The organism is Sorangium sp. So ce367 (assembly GCF_051520455.1).
Lineage (GTDB): Bacteria > Myxococcota_A > Polyangia > Polyangiales > Polyangiaceae > Sorangium > Sorangium cellulosum_B.
Genome location: NZ_CP150334.1, coordinates 10,613,402 through 10,628,756, shown reverse-complemented (window position 1 = coordinate 10,628,756; position 15,355 = coordinate 10,613,402). Strand labels below are relative to the sequence as shown.

Genomic DNA, 15,355 nt, shown 5'->3' with positions numbered 1-15,355 from the left:
CGTTGCAACCAAGGGGGAATGCTCAGGCCTGCCACATTGCTTAACTTACTGCTCCACGGTCCTAACGGAAAGGTTTTTGAAGCGTGCCTGCGACGAGGCCGGTTCGGAACGCCTCGGCCAGGGTGCGGGTAGGCGGCGTGGTTTTTGCCTAAGAGCAGGCGCATGCCGTGGTCCTCCTGCAGCCGGAGCCTACGATCTCTGCCCAGCTCCCGTCGCGTTCCGCGCTCGATCGATCGCGCTCCGCAGAGTCGCCTTGAGCGCCTTCTAGTCCGTGATCGGCACCAGCATGCAGTGATAGCTGGTCCCGACGCCTTCGATCCCGTCGCTTTCCCACGGGATGTAGTCGTCGCCCGTCGCGTCCAGCTCGGCGCTTGCGCGCGAAACGGGCGGACCGAAGCCGAGCAGCAGAGCGCACCGTACGGCAAGCCGCAGTGCGTCTCGATCGACGGCTTCACCTCGCATGCAGCGACACGCGCCAAGGGCTCAACGCCGCGACGAGGGAGGCGCTCTTGCGTTAGGTCTTGCGGCCTCCGCTCGCGCAGGCGCGCGTCCTCTCGGTAGCCGTGATGCGGGACAAAAAGTCTTCACCCGAGGGAGCCTATGCAACGCCAACTTCTCTGACACGGGGGGGCGGGGGGCGGTTGCGGAGATCAAGGGGACGCCAGGCGCTCCGCGGGAGCGGCTGCAACCACAAGATGGACGCACGCGAGCTCGGGATCGCGCCGGCGTCGTGCGGCTTGGCGCCGAAGCAGACGGCGGCTGCGGGGTCGAGGTAGACGCCGGCGCGCGCGGAGCCGTCGCCGGCGTTGGGGTTCATCTGGATGACTTCGCGCGCGAAGTCGGCACGGCGCGCATCGGCCAGCTGGCGCCCATTCTGGGCGGTGCAGATGGCGCCGGAGCAGACAGCAGGGCCGCGTTCCTCGCTCCGGAGCGGCCGCAGGTGCGCGGGGCCGCCGACGCCGCGCTACATGGCGCTCGAGCAGACAGGCCGCAGGATCGAGGTCCGCGACCGGTCCGCGCGCGGGGGTCGAGATGGACGCCGGCGCGTTCGGGGCCGTCGATGTCCGTGTGCTCAAGCGCGTCGCGCCAGGCCGTCACTCGTTGCGAGCGCGGGCGCCCAAGCCGCGCGTGGTCGCGGCACGGCAGAATCGTCACGCACACGGCCCGCCCTTGTCGCGCGGGCGACGTTGATCGAAGACCCGCGGCTGCGCAGCGGCATGGTCGAGCTCTTGATCCGTCAGTTCTCCCGCTCCGCTCGCCGGCGTACTGAGCGGTGTGATCGAAGTGATGGCGCTCCTGGGCGATCTGCAACGCATGCGCGAGGTGATCGGCTTAGGCGCGGCTCAGCAGCTCGACGACCCCTAGAAGCCGCCGGGGCAACAGCGGCGACGCCTCGAGCAGCGGAGCGGCCTGCGGGATCGTCCGGGCTGCGGGGTCCACGGAGCCTTAGCGGGCCATCCGTAGCCGGTCTCATGGCTGCCCGCCGATGGGGCCACGACGAGTGACGCTCGCGCCGACGCGCACACGCGAGCGACGTCGTGCAGTTCCGGGCGCGTGAGCGCTAGCGCTTCGTCGCCGCTGAGCGCGCAGGCCACCGTCAGGCGCCGCGCTCGCGGGCGGCGTGGCCGCGCGAGCGATGTTGTGCCGCGCCGCGCGTGGCGGTCACAGCGCGCCGTCACCGCTGCCTGCGCGCAGCGCCGCGCCGGGTCGGGCTTGCAGCCGACGCGCAGCCCGGGGCGCGTGGTCGGTAGCGCGCTCTCGCGGCGGCGTGGACAGGCAGCTGGCGCCAGCAGGCCGACACGCGCCGGAGCCGCGCAGGTCGCTGCGCGCTGGCGCACGCTCTGGACGGTACGACCCCTGGCCCGTGTAGTGTTCTCGTGTAGATTCCGTTTGACGCCGATCCTGTGATCAGAAGAATGGGCCGCGTCGCCACGCTGCTCGCGTGTTTCGGACGACCGTGAGGGAGACGATGAGGACGACAGACCGGCAGATCTCATCGTCGGCAATGTTCGGTCTCCTGCTCAGTGTCGTTCCGACGCAGGCCGACGCCTCCGAGCTGAGTGCCGGAATTAGCTTCGGGGGGATCCAGGCTGGCACCGTGACGCACCTGGCGGTGAGTCCGCACGCGGGATTATCGTGGCGCATCAACGGCAACATCCTATTCAATGTTCACGATCTGCTCAGCATCATTCCCCCAGTCCAGATAGGTGGGGCCGGTGTCTACAATAGCACCATTGCCGCGATCGGATATGGTTGGAAGAACGGCGACTTTAGTGCGGGCCCATCCGTTGCGATCTACTTCATGCCGGCTTGCGGAAGTACATTGTGTGGGCACGTCGCCGGGATCGCGGTAGGCGCGCATGCGCAAACCAACGCGTACGTTGCAGGGCCGCTCGGCGTCTCGGTGAGCGCCAATGTGGACTGGATCGGCGGGAGCAGCCTTGTACTCCCAGGCTAAGTGTCCGTGCTTGTCGTCGTCGGCCCTGTGCTTCGATGGAGCATAAGATGAACGCCAAAAGAATTCTGCTGATGATTGTGGGCATTGCCATCTGCATGCTAACGGCATGCAACTGGTCGGTAGGAGACTGCTATCCCATCGAGGAGTGGGTGAAGGGCGAAGGTGCAGGTGGACCAGTCGGGCCGCCCGTTCCTGTCTTCACCTCCGTCGCGTCGGGGGACTTCGGGGCGGAGCCGCCGAGCGGGCCGGAGTACGGCAGCGAGCGCAAACTCCAGTGCAACAAAACGGACGACGAAGACGAAGACGAGGACGAGGAGGAACGCCCGAGCGACAGCTCGGAGAGGCCGACAGCTAGCCCGACGAGCCCGCCAGATCCCTGCCAGCAGAGCGGCGCTCCGACCATGGGGTGCACAGGCAAAATACCGATCGACCCGCGAGCCTTCAATTTTGTTACGATCGTCGCCTACGATGGAACCGTGAGCGGTTGGCAGGAGGCAAAGGCAGATCTATATTTCGGTCACAATTTGGAGGGTGACGCAGCGTGTTCGGTTATCGTAGGAATGCCCATTCGAAGCGAGCGTTGGGGGTTGACATCACCAGAGACGGCGGCGATATATGCCGCCAATGTAGCGAACACATGTGCGGATTTTCTGTATGAGAATGGAGGCCGAGATCTTCCGCAAGGTATATTCTGCGAGAGACATAAGAGCTGCATGAGGGAGCGTTTCCCCAAGATATATGAAGAGCTTGGTGCCAGGGTTAAGTGATTCCATGAAACACAGCATCGATGAGCTGCTCGGCATTGTCTATCGATACTATCCACGTGGGGTTGGGCTCACCAAGGATGGCGATATCGACGTCCAGCTCTGCAAGAAGACGGAGGAGCACGCTCGGCTCGTGGCCGCGCGGATTCAGGCATCGAAGGACGAGCGCTGGCACTCCATGCTGCGTCGCATCGCAGAACGATTCCCTGGCATGCTCATGAATCACTCGCTACACCTCCCCACCGGCGGCTGGGACGGCTGCTATTCATTTACGATTAATCTGCCAAGATCCGCCGGTGAGCCGATCTGGTTTCATGTGAGCTTCCTGGCTCCTTACTATATTGTCCACGGTTTGCGCACGGTTGAGATCGTGAAACAAACGAAGGACTTGTTCGCGGTCGAATTTCGAGACGTGCGTTTCCTTGTTCATCGAAGCCCATTCGATCCAGGTTTCGTGTCGCGCCCGGATGATAGCCTCAGGTCTGCCGCTATCGGGAAGAGCTACGCTAGCTTCGAACTCTTGCCGGAACAGCAGCCGTGCGCGGAATGGATTTCCCGCGACATCGAAGCGACGTTCGGTTGCGAGCGCATGCCGCCGGAGATCGGGACCGTGCTCGTGCCCGATGTGACAGCGGGCCTGGGTCTTCCGGGTGAGATCAGGCTCTACGATTGCCTGTTTTCAGACCAGCATACATGGGTGAAGCCATCGCCGCGTGAGATGCCGGCACCAGGCGGAAATATCGAAGCGAGCAACCTGACAGATTCGCTCGTTGCGGTACTCACCGTGCTCGCGGCGACTTATCGAATCGCATGGACTCTGATGCCAGAGGTGCAGAGCGGTTCTTCCTACTGGGTGGCGACGACAGATGGGGTCCTGCACAAAGAGGAAGTTACAAAGGCGCTTGCGAAGATTCGCCTGCTCCTTGAGTCACCCAAGACTCCTCGCGGCATCGCTGCCAAGCGCGAGCTCGAAGCCGCCGCGCGCGAGCTCGAAGCCCTGGTCGCTTCGTGGGATGGTGAAGGCGAGCCGCCGGCCGCCATGGTCGCTTGGGCTTCCAGGTTCCTGGCGACTTGGCCCGTGGACTCGGTCGCCGATCTCCCGTGACGTGACTGGGGCTACTCGGGAAAGCGAAGCGTCTCGTGCCTCTCGCCGCTCTGCCCCATCGTGGTCGTGCCATCGTGGTTCCAGCTCATGCCGCCATGGCCCGGCGGTCCGATCTCGAAGATGACGCCCTCGAGCGCGAGCTGGCCCTCGTCGAGGTAGGCGACGCCGATCGAGTCGCCGCCGCGCCCCGGGCCGCCGTAGCCGCCGTGGCCTCCTTCGCCGCCCGGGCCGCCGAAGCAGCCCTGAACGGCGTCCACGTCGGCGGCGCCCGGTGCGCCTCGGCCCCCTCGGCCGCCTTCCTGGGGCGGCCCGCCGTCGCCGCCCCTGCCGCCGGAGATCGTCGTGATCTCGCTGTCGCGCACCGTCACCCGGGCGTGAAGCGCGAGGACGCCGATGGTCGGACGTCCGTTCGCTCCCCCGCGGCCCCCCCGGCCTCCGCAGCCGCCGGCCCCACCCGAGCCTCCTCCTCCGCCTCCCTTGGAAGCCGCGCCGCACACGGCCAGCCCGCCCCGGCGACCGCCGCCGCCGCCGCCCCCCTGGCCCGGGGTGCCCCACGTCCCCTCGCCCCCCGTGTCGCCCTCCCAACCGGCCTCGGTGAGGCGCCCGATGCCCTTGCCGGGCGCGCCCTGCGTTCCCGGAGCCCCCGGGCCCCCGGTGAATCCGCTTTCGCAACGGCGGTTGTCTCGCTCCCCGATGCCGCCGCGCGAGGGCGAAGTGTAGACGGGCTCCCCGTCGCCGCCATCCCCGGCGCTGTCGGGCAGCCCATCCCCTCCCTTGCCACCGACGCTCGTGTGCCCGCTCTCGCACCGGTTCACCGCCGCAGGTCCGCCGGCGACGAGGGGCGCCGAGCACCCCTCGCCAGCGAAATTGCCATCCGGTCCGTCCGGTTGATCGGTCGGCCACTGCTCGCCATCGCTGCCCGCTATTGCGCCGTCTGCGCGGATCTCGCTCCGCACGATCTCCACCCCCGTGTTGGACTGGACGAGCACGCCGAGCGGACCAAAAGCCCCAAGGTTGAGATCGGCGAGCGTCGACACCCCGTCCGCGGCCCCGCTGTCCTCGGGACCCGCGGGCTCGACTACCACCATGGGGTCGGCGAAGTCGGCGATCGGCTGGTGAAAAAATGTGGTTCGCGGGATTTCAGGGTCGCGATTCCATCGCCGGCAGTGAAAGCCCCCGAGGAGGTCCACGCCGGAGGGCACCCTGATCTGACGCACCGGAAATCCGTCGTTGCAGATGAACATGCGGCCTCGTCCCGTGCGCGCGAGCTCGACGGCACGCTCGACGGTGGCCACAGGCTTCGCCTTCGTGCCGGGGTTCCTGTCGTCGCCAAAACCGTAGGGTCCAGCGATGAACACGCCACAGCCGTCGTCGAGGATATCGGCGGCGACGTGCTCGGCGCAGACCGACTCCGGGGGCGGCTCTTGCTCGCACGAGGTGCCCTCGCAAGGCGTCACGCCAGGGTCGTTCACGTCGGGCGCAGTTCCGCAGCCGGTGGCCCACGGCGACAACAGAAGGACGAAGATAGCAGCGGTGGTCTTTCTCATGTGCGCATCCTGACGTGCGCTGTCAGCGCAGGGTAGTTCATCGAGCCGGTTCCGGATCTAGCGTATCGAACGGGTACCAGAACAGCGCAATCCCGGCTTTCCCCTGGCCGGGCGTGCTTTCGAAGGGTGCATTGCCGCCGCTGCCACCCTTGCCGGCTTGTCCAGGCAAGACCTTCGCGAACTCCGTGATGGCCACGGAGGCGCCCACGGAGCCGATGCCGAGCGAGTGGCCGCCGAGACCGCCGCCGGCATCGCCCCCGCGACCGCCGTCGCCGCCAAAGCCGCCGCGGCATCCTCGCGACGCGTCGATCACAACACCGTGTCCGCCGTGTCCGCCGTCGGCGCCAAAGCCTCCCCACTGGCCCGTTCCGCCGACCCCGCCGTCGCCGCCCTTGGCCCCGAGGACCGTGCTCGCATCGACTGTGAGGTCGCTCCCCTGCAACGCCACGATCGCGATGCTCGCGCCGCCGTAGTCGCCTCCCTTGCCCCCCTTGCCACCGCAGCCGCCACTGCCCCCCGAGCCGCCGGCCGCACCGCCCTGGGGCCGACCTGCCGGACACGCGTTCCTGGCGGAGTCGCGACCTTTGCCGCCCCCGCCCCCGCCGCCGCCCTGACCGGCGCCGCCCTTCGCTCCATCCTTCCCGCGGACGCCGACCCATCCGTACTCGTCCAGGAGGCCAGCGCCATCCGCTCCGGCAGCGCGCTCCGCAGGAGCGCCGTCGGCTCCGTTCTGCCCCTGCCTGCATGCCATGCTGACCGCGCCGGATCCACCCAGGCCGCGCTCGGTCGGATTCCCGAGCGGCTCCGGCAGCCCTGAAGTTCCGTCGCTGCCCGTCTCGAGGCCTCCATCGCCCCCCTGGCCACCCGTCGACTCGATCCCGTCGCCGCACACGGTCACGACCGGAAGGGCGCCCAGCGCCGCGTCCGCGGTGCAGGCGTCCGAGCCGTCGTTCCCCAGCACGCCGGAGTTCGCGCGAACGCTCGGCGCGTCCTCGCCCGGCTCTCCATCCTTGCCATCGCCTGCGAGGATCTTGCTCTGCCGCACGATCGCCCTGGCCCCAGGGCTCAAGATCATCGCGATCGACGACTTGCCGTCGTCCGCGGACGCATCCGCCGCCTCGACGCGCACGCCGAAGACCGTTGACGTCGCGTGCTCTTTGTCATCCGCGATCACTCTCAGCGGGATACCCACCTGCGGAGCGATGATCGTCGGGTGATTCGGTCCGCCGAACGACCCATCATACGACCAATCGCCGCCGTCACACAGGCGCCCGCCCCAGAAGTCGACCCCCGAGGGCAGCGTGATCTTCTCCTCGAACACCCCGCCGCACGCGTACACGCGCCGGGTCGGCGCCTCGCCGTGGCCTCGACCGTGCGCGGCGAGCCCGATCGCGTGCTGGAGCGTCTTGACCGGCGCTCCCTTCGTTCCGGGGCTGTTGTCGTTGCCCTGCTCGCTGACGAACACGCCGCACTCGTCGAGCGCTGGCGCTGAGCCGGGCTCTCCCGCGCACAGGTCGGGCGGAGGTTCCGGATCGGGAGCACACGCCAGCTTTTCCGAGCAATCCTCGGGGTAGGCAGCACAAGCTGTCAGCGTGCTAGCTCCCCACACGCAGACTGCGAGGGCGACGGCCGACGTCACGGCGCCTCGGTCTGCCAGCGGACCCATTCTCTCGGCCCCTCGCATGCTCACCATGCCCCCTCGAGTCGCGCGCCGATTTCGTTCCCATTCGCCACGGGCGCGACGTTGAGCCGTTCCTGAGCCGGCTTGAATCCCAGGAAAGAGAAGTCCGTGAAGAAGGACGCGCCGGTCACGGCACCGATGACACCACCCGTGATCACCGTGGCCAGACCGGCGCGGCCGAACGTGTTTCGCGCGTCCTGCAGGCGCGCCAGCTCGCCACATGGCGAGTTCCGAGGTGCGTGCCAGCACATCGACGTGCTCGACGACGGCTCGCTTTGGAGCCAGTCACGCCGGGCGCTCAGGTCGTCATCGAGCTTGCCCGCGTGGATCATGAGGATGGTGCCCACCGCCACGCCTGCCGTCGTGACGGCGATCCCCGTGATGCGCAGTGTCCCCGGCCAGGAGGCCCACGGGCTGGGAGCGTTCGCGCTCGCAGCGGGCAGCGTGCGCAAAGCGGGCAGCGTGGGCAAGGCGGGCGGCGTCGCTGGCGCGGTGTCCTTCGTGCTGCTCGCCTCCGAGGCGCTCCCCGCCGCCGCGCGGGACAGCTCCATCGTCATCTCGTGCTCCACGCCCGCCACGCCAAGGAACCCCTGAAACGCGTCCGCGTGGCCCGGGGCACGGCCCCGCACCATGTGTTTGTCCCCCGGATCGAAGAAGAGCGTATAAGTGCGCGCGGTCCGTCCGACGCGCTCGCCGTCGATGAGCACCTCGGCGTCGGGCGGATCCACCGACAGCACGAGCGTGGCGACGCGCTTCACTGCCTCGCGCTGGCCTGCCTGGAATCGCCGCTCGAGCGCGTCCGGCAGCGCTTCACGCTGCTCGAGGCTTTTAGCAAGGTGCTCGGCCGCATCGCGATACTTGTGCAACGCGACCTCGCAAAGGCCGAGCTCGCCGGCGATCTCCGCCCGCTCTCGCTCGGTGCTGGTCGTCGGGTCTGCGGCGTCGAAAGCAGCCTTGTAGGCAGCGTATGCCTCGCTCCAGCGCCCGGCATTGCGCGCTCTCTGACCACGGCGAACATGGTCCTTCACCGATGAGCTGTCGTTCGGTCCCGCCTTCGGGGGGGACATCGGCGGCGCTGGCAGACTTCGTGAACTCTGTTGCGCCTTCGGGGGGGCATCATCGGCGCTGGCCGAGATCGGGAAGCCTGTTGCGGCCCCGAGCGTGAGAAATATCGAGAGCGAATGCGCAATGCAACGCATCCAGGGACGGTACTGACGCCGGCCGCTCGGCGTCAACCGCCAGGAATCGCGACGCCTCGGCCGTTTGGGCGAGAATTGGCGGTCGTATGACGGAATGTGCTCAGTCGTCCTCTGGACCCGCTTCCGCGTGGCTGAAGATGATACCTTGGCTTACATTGTCCGACCAATATTGCTCGTTGGTTCTTTTTTTTGAAGCGTTTGGGCCCGCTCAAGTGTGCTGCTTAGCGTGGGCAAGCCACCGACCGTCTTCCCCGGCTTCGAGCTCTTCCGGCGCCTCGCCAGGCGCCACGGCGTGCCGGAGCGAAACGCCGAGGATATCGCTCAGGAAGCGCTGCTGCGCGGGCTGGAGGCCGACAGGCGGCTCGACCCGGGGGGAGACCCAGCCCCGTACCGGGTCACGATCGCCATCAACCAGGCGCGCAATCACGTCCGTGACGCACGCTGCCGCGGCGAGGTGCTGACGTCGTTCGATGAGTGCGAGATCCGAGACGAGTACCCCACGCCGGAAGAGCTGCTCCGGAGACGGCAGCGGGAAAAGTTCACGCGGGAGCTGATAGACCAACTTGATCCCAAGTACCGGGATGTCGTGATCAAGCACGACCTCCAAGAGATTCCGCTCGCCGAGATCGCCGCCGAGCAGGGACTTCCGCTGGACACGGTGAGGACGCGATACTGGCGGGCGCACCAGGAACTCCGGGTGCAGCGGGAGCGGTGGCAGGCGCAGGAGCGCTCGCAGGGAAGGGACGATCGCCTCTGCGTGCCGCTCGCACTGGGCTTCGACCGTCGCGCGTCGTGGGTGGCCTCGCTACGCCGCCTGGCCGTGAGGATCGTCGTTCAGGGTGCGCTCGCCGTGCTGACCGGCGCGCTCGTCTCCTCGGTGTCGTCCCTGCCCGACCTGCAATCGTGGTACGGGGCGGCGGTGGTCCCTGCCACCCCGCCCGCTGCGCGAGACGGCGCGCACAGCGCCGCGGCGCCCGCTGGCGGAGAACGCGCGCACAGCGCGGCGGCACCGGCCGCGCCGATCGCGCGCGAGACCTCGTCGCCGAGGGAGCAAGGAAGCGCGCGCGCGCAGGCCGTGGCGAGCAGCACGCCCGTTTCCTCGATGACGACCGATCGCCGGCCCGTGTCTCCGGCGAGCGCCATTCGATCGACCGCTACCGAGCAGGAGAGGAGCCTGATCAACCAGGCCCGGAGGGCCATCGAGGCCCGCAACGCCACGGCCAACGTCGAGGCTCTCCGGCTGCTGAACACTCACGCGCAGGCGTTCCCCCGTGGGCGGCTCGTCGCCGAGCGCGAAGCACTCCTCCGGCAGCTTCGCTGAATCCTCGGCTGTCCTTCGGCAGCTAACAGGCGGTGACCCTGGTGACGTCTTCGGACAGCACAAGGCGAAGAACCGCCTTGCGTTCCGACAAGAACGATCACGTTCAGGAGACGAAACGCGATGACTACGATGGAGGATCTACTTGGTGCGATGTGGCTCATTTCGCCGCTCGGGCTCGCGATGATAGCCTGTGTCGCGATCGGCTTCGCGGTCACCGCGCGCGAAGCGCTGGGACGGGAGCGGGGGCTTCGCGAGGCGCGCGAGCACGCGCATGACGACGAGGAGGCAGCCCTCACCGATGCGAAGGAGCAGGCCGTGGGGGATCGGGACCGGCACCGGCGCCTTCTGGACTGTCACGTCGATGCGGCGCTCGCGGAGCTGACAGACGTCCGTGCGCGCCCCGTCCCCTGGCCAGGAAGGGTCCTCGAGTCGTTCTGCGCGACGATGCCTTCGTGGAGGAGGAAGCTGGCCGAGAGCACGGGGTTGGAGCCGAGGGAGGTGGAACGGTTGCTGAGAAGCGACCTCCCGATGACGCCCGGCCTTGCCCGGGAGCTGGAAGCCTTCACCGGCACGCCGGCGCGGTACTGGGAGCGCCTCTGGCAGCTGCACGACGAACACCGGACGGAGGCCGAGGAGACCGTGGTGATCCAGGTCGGCGAGCCCGTGACCAAGCGCGAGAGCTCGGCGCGTCCCGCGTCGTCGCCGGCGCAGCTCTCGACACCGCCGACGCTACCTCCCCGCGCGCTCGACGTTCCTCCGCCTGTGGTGCCGTCTCCCGAGCTTGCGGCCAGGAGCCCGCGGGCGAAACTCCCGCCGCCTCCACTGCCGCGGCTTCGGTCGCCGCTCCCTGTCCGCGCCGCCACGGGGACTGAGCTCGCCCGGCGCGCCGGGACCCTGACGAGCTTCCCGGTACAGCGTGACGAAGGCGGGCCGGGTTCCGCAACGGCTGCCGATTGGGAGGACGTAGAGCGCTCTCCGCTGAACACGACACTTCCGGGAGTAGGGAGCCATGGGTGAATTGCGTAATATCATTATGCTTCGGGAAGCCAGCGAGATCTCTGTGTGGGGAGGGGATTGCAATGAGCGTCAAGGGCCTGGTTGTCCACTTTCGGCGCGACTTGGATGACGATGAGGCGCAGCGAACGATCGACGCTCTGATGATGATCAAGGGCGTTGTCAAGGTGGCATCTGTCAAGGCCGGTTACGAAGACGAACTGAACCGGCAGCGGGTCAAGCGAGATTTGCTAAGCAAGATTGACGGGCTTCTGCGGGATGACGAGGCCACGATCTAGCTGCCGACGAACCCGCGTCATCGTGGCGTCGACGTAACCGGCCCGCCGCGCCGCAATTGGGATGCGCTCGAGGGCGACGCTGGCGCACGGACGCCGTCGTGCCGCTCCAGGCGTGCGCTCCTGAGCGCGCCGTTAAGAGCCGGCCGACGGCGCCGCGACGGGCCGCCATCGAGGTCGCACCTGCGCGGCTCTCACCGTTGGGCGATGCCAGCCGGATCTCAGGCGACCGCAGGCGACCGTCGCCTTTGACCATCCGCCTCGAGAACCCTGCGGCGGTGCGACGCCGCGCGGAGGGCTTCGCTGCCCGCGACCGCGGGGGCGCTGCGGCGCCCGTCAGGGCGGGTTGCGAGATCGACACAACGAGACCCGCTGCGGTGGCACGTGCAGGATCGTGGGCGGTGCTACGGTGGCGTGCGCCGGTCGGGCCAAAAGATCGCGCCCGTGCGGCGAATGCTGCGTGAGCGCCATCATCTTACCGCCGGCGGCACACAACGCCGCGCCCCCGACATCTCCCCCGTAGCCTCCTCCGCATGACCAGTTCTAATCGACTCACTGTTCTCGCCAATACCGCGTTTGCTGAGCCAGTCGGCATTCCTCCCTACGTCTCGGTCCCCCGGCCTCGTACTGGGTGCGACCCCTTGCGGCTCTCGCCGGGGTCGACGATGATGGGCGCGGCGCGGCGCCTACCCACAGCCTGGTCGGGGCCCAGTCGAACCCGGGCGGGCACGAGAGGAGCCGACGAGGTTTAGCCGGCCCGGGCGCGATCCGAGCGGGCGGCCCCTGACACTTCCGCTTGCAGCGGCATGGCGGCTCTGACAATCTTTCATCCCACGAGGAGACTGGCATTTCGTGAGCAAGAAATACAAGGGCAAGACCTGCGTATACTGTACGCAAGCGCTGTCGACAGCGCCTGACCATGTATTCGCAAGAGAGTTCTTTCTCCCGTCCGATAGAAGCAACCTTCCCCAAGTACCTGCATGCGGCACTTGCAACGGGACGAAGGCTCGACTCGAGCACCACTTGACCGCGGTCCTACCTTTCGGAGGTCGACACTCCGCTGCCAAGACGAACCTTGAGACGATGGTCCCGGCAAGACTCGCCAAGAACCGGAAGTTGCATCGCACGATTGCAAGCGGCTCAAGGCAAGCCTGGATTGCAGAAAACGCTCTGTATCAGCAAAGCATGAGCATTCCGGTTAACGCGAACATGCTGATGGATCTATTCTCGCTTATCGTTCGTGGACTCGTATGGTTTCACTGGAAGGCGCTTATCACTCAAGCGTATTCGGTCAACGTGTTAATATTAACCGATGCGGAGGAGCGTTATTTTGATGATGTGCTTAATTTTGTGGTAGCCGATCGGGCGACTGTCGATCTTGGGAACTCAACGGTGCAGTATGAGGGAGTTCAAGGTGTCGACGATCCTGCCGTCTCTGCGTGGCGCATCTCCATGTATGGCGGTATCATGTTTGGTGATTCGAGTCGCCCGGGACTGATTGGATGTCGCATCGGCGCTATCACTGGGCCTGTGGATTCAGGCTCGGATACCGAATTGTAGGGCCGTCCTGTGGCCTAAGAAGCGGCGACGTGTCTCCGAGAGGCGTGCCTTGTGACAGGCAGGACCCCGGAGACCCAACGTACGCCCACAGCGGAACGATCCAGGTGCCGCTCGCCGGGAGCACGGCCGGCCGGGCGCCCTTCCGATGCGGGGGCACTTGAGACAAGGCCCGAGAGCATGCCCCTCTTGACACGGGCCGGCATCTCCGTTGGCCTTGCGGATCGGGCAGGCCATGGGGGTAGCTGACACCCCAGAGCCTGACACGGCCGGGACGCTCGGGGCTAAGAAGACCATGCGGCAATGGTGTTAACAGACTCGTGCTCGCTGACCGATAAGGTGTCAGGTATATCGGTTCCGACGAATCAGTCGAACATCAACCAACAAGACAAATCATGAAGATCTCCTTCGATGGCCTTTGTGAAAAGCTCGCTACGACCGCTGGCGGGTTCACGGTTTGGCTCGGCGCCGGTGCATCGATGGCCGTGACTGGTGGCGCTACCCCAACATGGACTACGCTCGTCGATCAGCTTTGGCAGGTGTCCGGCGGCCGACCATCTGAGCGATTCCCGGACATGCCGCAGGAACTTGAGAGACTTGCGAGCAAGCTTGGACACCGACAGTTCCGTCGGCTACTGCGTCAGCTGCTCGTTGAGTCGATTCAGCCGGGACGGCTCTCGCCCGAAGTACTGGCGGCACAGGCCGTGATCGCTGGGAGAGCAGGATCGATCGTCTCGTTCAATATTGAGCCGCACACCGCGTCACCGCTCCCTGCTGCGCGTGGCGGAGGGACGCTACTGCTGCGGACTTTCCTTGGGAAAAGCCCCGTAACACCTTATCCAAAGATCGACACTGCGCCGGGACTGATATCGACCCCCATATACTTTCCCCATGGTCTATTGCGCATGGGAAACGTTGTCATGACCGAATCGGAGTATATGCGGCACCGCGGAAGCATCGCCGTGACTACCGCGGTGCATCTTGCGATTGGTGGAGATCTATTGATCCTCGGCATGAGCATGGCAGACCGCTATCTGCGCGAGGCACTGCTCGCGAATCGTGATTGGCTTGGGGAGATATATTGGACGGGTACGACTTTTCCATTTTCGGAGTGGGCTCGAGTAACTCGTGTCACCACTATTGAAGTTGAACACGCTCGCCTCTGGACAGGGCTAGCCGACGCCTTCATGACACACGATACAAGCGGACGCCTTAAAGAGGCTAGAGACCTAGTGTTACCGAGCAGGCTGCTTGATGGCCGGAAGATCCGGCTCTGTGATGGCCATCATCGAGCTGGATTTGCGCTCACCGCGATCGCAGCGAGGCATGCGCCGGGGTGACTGCGGCGGTCGCAGAGCGCCGGCGCTCTCAGTCGATGCGGAGTGGGAGGCGGTCATCGCCGTCGAGGACGGCGTGGTAGCGAGCGAGAGCGTCGTCGAGCCGATCGAGGTAGTGGAGCACGACGTCAACGGCGTAGAGACGAGGGCACAGCGGATCCGGGTCGCTCGGGTAGCGCGCGGTGAGCGCGCCGCGGGCGAGCGCGAGGGCCGCGACGAGGGCGGCGGCTGCGCTGCCCGCGGCGTCGCCGCGCCGCGTGTCCCCCTCGGCCACGGGGACGGGGTTCACCCGGCCTCCTCTGCGTCCAGCTGCAGGATGCGGCTCAGGACGTCGCGCTCGACGAGCTTGCGCTTCTTGCGCGCAGCGGCGCGGAGCGCGGCAGTGGCGAGTCGATCGGTGTCGCGCAGGCTGCCAGCGGCCGCCTCGTGCAGCATCGCGATGGCGTCCGAGGTGAAGAGCTCTTTCGTGCAGCCGACTCGGCCGAGACGTACACGCAGATAGTCGGCCGTATCGTCCGGCGTGAGCGGGTCGATGGTCAATCGGTAATGGAGGCGCGAATACAGGGAGCGATTGCGGCGCACGCGGAGCCGCTCGCCGAGCTCGGGCAAGCCAAGCAACACGAGCGAAAGCAATGCGCGGCTATCCCATGCGTAATTAAGGAGTATGTGAAGATGATCGAGTGTGTCCTGATGAAGCAGATGGGCCTCATCGAGGACGAAGACCGGAAATACGCGCTCCTTCGCGAGTTCCTCGACGTGCGTGCTGACCGCGTAGAAGACGTCTCCAGCGGTGCTGCAGCGAGCGAGACCGAGCGCCAGACAGAGCTGCCGATAGAAGTCCCGGCGTCCAAGCGTCACGTTGGCGCAGTAGGTCAGGCGAAACGTCTGCGGCGAAAGGGCATGACGGAGCGCGCGGAGCAGACACGTCTTGCCGACGCCGGGGTCACCGGCGAGCAGCACGCTCTTTCTGGCGTGCACCGCCTCGATGAGCGTCTCGAGTACCATCTGCTTGGACGGGGGGAGCCAGAGCTCGCCGTCTTCGACCTCCTTGGAAAATGGCTCTGCGGTGAAGCTGAAGTAGCTGCAGAAGTCCATGG

The 15,355-nt window shown here is 66.6% G+C and carries 14 protein-coding genes; 8 read left to right on the top strand and 6 right to left on the bottom strand.

The window, feature by feature from the left end; genetic code table 11:
* Nucleotides 1-264: 264 nt before the first annotated feature.
* Entirely contained in the window at nucleotides 265-462 is a 198-nt protein-coding gene (locus WME97_RS40265; RefSeq protein ID WP_437545664.1) for a hypothetical protein, read from the bottom strand.
* Between the two features lie 1,507 nt (nucleotides 463-1,969).
* Here WME97_RS40265 and WME97_RS40260 point away from each other — a divergent pair.
* The 3 genes from WME97_RS40260 to WME97_RS40250 are packed head-to-tail and all read left to right on the top strand — an operon-like array spanning nucleotide 1,970 to nucleotide 4,327.
* Nucleotides 1,970-2,458, top strand: a complete 489-nt coding sequence (locus WME97_RS40260) for a hypothetical protein (protein WP_437545662.1) — start codon at nucleotides 1,970-1,972, stop codon at nucleotides 2,456-2,458.
* A 47-nt stretch (nucleotides 2,459-2,505) separates the two neighbouring features.
* Entirely contained in the window at nucleotides 2,506-3,225 is a 720-nt protein-coding gene (locus WME97_RS40255) for a hypothetical protein (RefSeq protein ID WP_437545660.1), read from the top strand.
* Between the two features lie 4 nt (nucleotides 3,226-3,229).
* Nucleotides 3,230-4,327, top strand: coding sequence for a hypothetical protein (locus tag WME97_RS40250; RefSeq protein WP_437545658.1), 1,098 nt, complete (start codon nucleotides 3,230-3,232; stop codon nucleotides 4,325-4,327).
* Nucleotides 4,328-4,338: 11 nt separating this feature from the next.
* Here the strand turns inward: WME97_RS40250 and WME97_RS40245 are convergent, their stop codons facing one another.
* From WME97_RS40245 to WME97_RS40235, 3 genes are all read right to left on the bottom strand, one after another.
* Nucleotides 4,339-5,874 (bottom strand): hypothetical protein, encoded by a 1,536-nt coding sequence (locus WME97_RS40245; protein ID WP_437545656.1) that lies wholly within the window; start codon nucleotides 5,872-5,874, stop codon nucleotides 4,339-4,341.
* A gap of 37 nt (nucleotides 5,875-5,911) precedes the next feature.
* A complete protein-coding gene (locus WME97_RS40240) occupies nucleotides 5,912-7,339 on the bottom strand; it encodes a hypothetical protein (RefSeq protein ID WP_437545654.1) in 1,428 nt (475 codons plus the stop codon).
* Nucleotides 7,340-7,560: 221 nt separating this feature from the next.
* Complete coding sequence (locus WME97_RS40235; RefSeq protein ID WP_437545653.1) at nucleotides 7,561-8,790, bottom strand: hypothetical protein; 1,230 nt, start codon at nucleotides 8,788-8,790, stop codon at nucleotides 7,561-7,563.
* A 190-nt stretch (nucleotides 8,791-8,980) separates the two neighbouring features.
* Between WME97_RS40235 and WME97_RS40230 the strand changes: the two genes are divergently transcribed.
* The 5 genes from WME97_RS40230 to WME97_RS40210 all read left to right on the top strand — a co-directional run bounded on the left by WME97_RS40230 (nucleotide 8,981) and on the right by WME97_RS40210 (nucleotide 14,261).
* Nucleotides 8,981-10,075 carry an RNA polymerase sigma factor gene (locus WME97_RS40230; RefSeq protein WP_437545651.1) on the top strand — a complete coding sequence of 365 codons (1,095 nt, stop codon included), beginning with the start codon at nucleotides 8,981-8,983 and terminating at the stop codon, nucleotides 10,073-10,075.
* Nucleotides 10,076-10,204: 129 nt separating this feature from the next.
* Entirely contained in the window at nucleotides 10,205-11,092 is an 888-nt protein-coding gene (locus WME97_RS40225; protein WP_437555586.1) for a helix-turn-helix transcriptional regulator, read from the top strand.
* A gap of 62 nt (nucleotides 11,093-11,154) precedes the next feature.
* Nucleotides 11,155-11,367: a hypothetical protein gene (locus WME97_RS40220; RefSeq protein WP_272104003.1), complete on the top strand. Its 213-nt coding sequence runs from the start codon at nucleotides 11,155-11,157 to the stop codon at nucleotides 11,365-11,367.
* Nucleotides 11,368-12,447: 1,080 nt separating this feature from the next.
* Nucleotides 12,448-12,924: a hypothetical protein gene (locus tag WME97_RS40215; RefSeq protein ID WP_437545649.1), complete on the top strand. Its 477-nt coding sequence runs from the start codon at nucleotides 12,448-12,450 to the stop codon at nucleotides 12,922-12,924.
* 392 nt (nucleotides 12,925-13,316) lie between these two features.
* On the top strand, nucleotides 13,317-14,261 hold the full coding sequence (locus WME97_RS40210; protein WP_437545647.1) for a hypothetical protein: 945 nt from the start codon (nucleotides 13,317-13,319) through the stop codon (nucleotides 14,259-14,261).
* Between the two features lie 28 nt (nucleotides 14,262-14,289).
* Here the strand turns inward: WME97_RS40210 and WME97_RS40205 are convergent, their stop codons facing one another.
* A complete protein-coding gene (locus WME97_RS40205; RefSeq protein ID WP_437543650.1) occupies nucleotides 14,290-14,547 on the bottom strand; it encodes a hypothetical protein in 258 nt (85 codons plus the stop codon).
* Nucleotides 14,544-15,353 (bottom strand): ExeA family protein, encoded by an 810-nt coding sequence (locus WME97_RS40200; protein WP_437543652.1) that lies wholly within the window; start codon nucleotides 15,351-15,353, stop codon nucleotides 14,544-14,546. The genes WME97_RS40205 and WME97_RS40200 overlap by 4 nt, the downstream gene beginning before the upstream one ends.
* Nucleotides 15,354-15,355 lie beyond the last annotated feature (2 nt).

Coding starts and splice junctions, on each gene's coding strand:
- WME97_RS40215 (WP_437545649.1), top strand. CDS start 12,448: ATGGTCCCGGCAAGACTCGCCAAGAACCGGAAGTTGCATCGCACGATT.
- WME97_RS40210 (WP_437545647.1), top strand. CDS start 13,317: ATGAAGATCTCCTTCGATGGCCTTTGTGAAAAGCTCGCTACGACCGCT.
- WME97_RS40245 (WP_437545656.1), bottom strand. CDS start 5,874: ATGAGAAAGACCACCGCTGCTATCTTCGTCCTTCTGTTGTCGCCGTGG.
- WME97_RS40255 (WP_437545660.1), top strand. CDS start 2,506: ATGAACGCCAAAAGAATTCTGCTGATGATTGTGGGCATTGCCATCTGC.
- WME97_RS40220 (WP_272104003.1), top strand. CDS start 11,155: ATGAGCGTCAAGGGCCTGGTTGTCCACTTTCGGCGCGACTTGGATGAC.
- WME97_RS40250 (WP_437545658.1), top strand. CDS start 3,230: ATGAAACACAGCATCGATGAGCTGCTCGGCATTGTCTATCGATACTAT.
- WME97_RS40200 (WP_437543652.1), bottom strand. CDS start 15,353: ATGGACTTCTGCAGCTACTTCAGCTTCACCGCAGAGCCATTTTCCAAG.
- WME97_RS40225 (WP_437555586.1), top strand. CDS start 10,205: ATGGAGGATCTACTTGGTGCGATGTGGCTCATTTCGCCGCTCGGGCTC.
- WME97_RS40265 (WP_437545664.1), bottom strand. CDS start 462: ATGCGAGGTGAAGCCGTCGATCGAGACGCACTGCGGCTTGCCGTACGG.
- WME97_RS40260 (WP_437545662.1), top strand. CDS start 1,970: ATGAGGACGACAGACCGGCAGATCTCATCGTCGGCAATGTTCGGTCTC.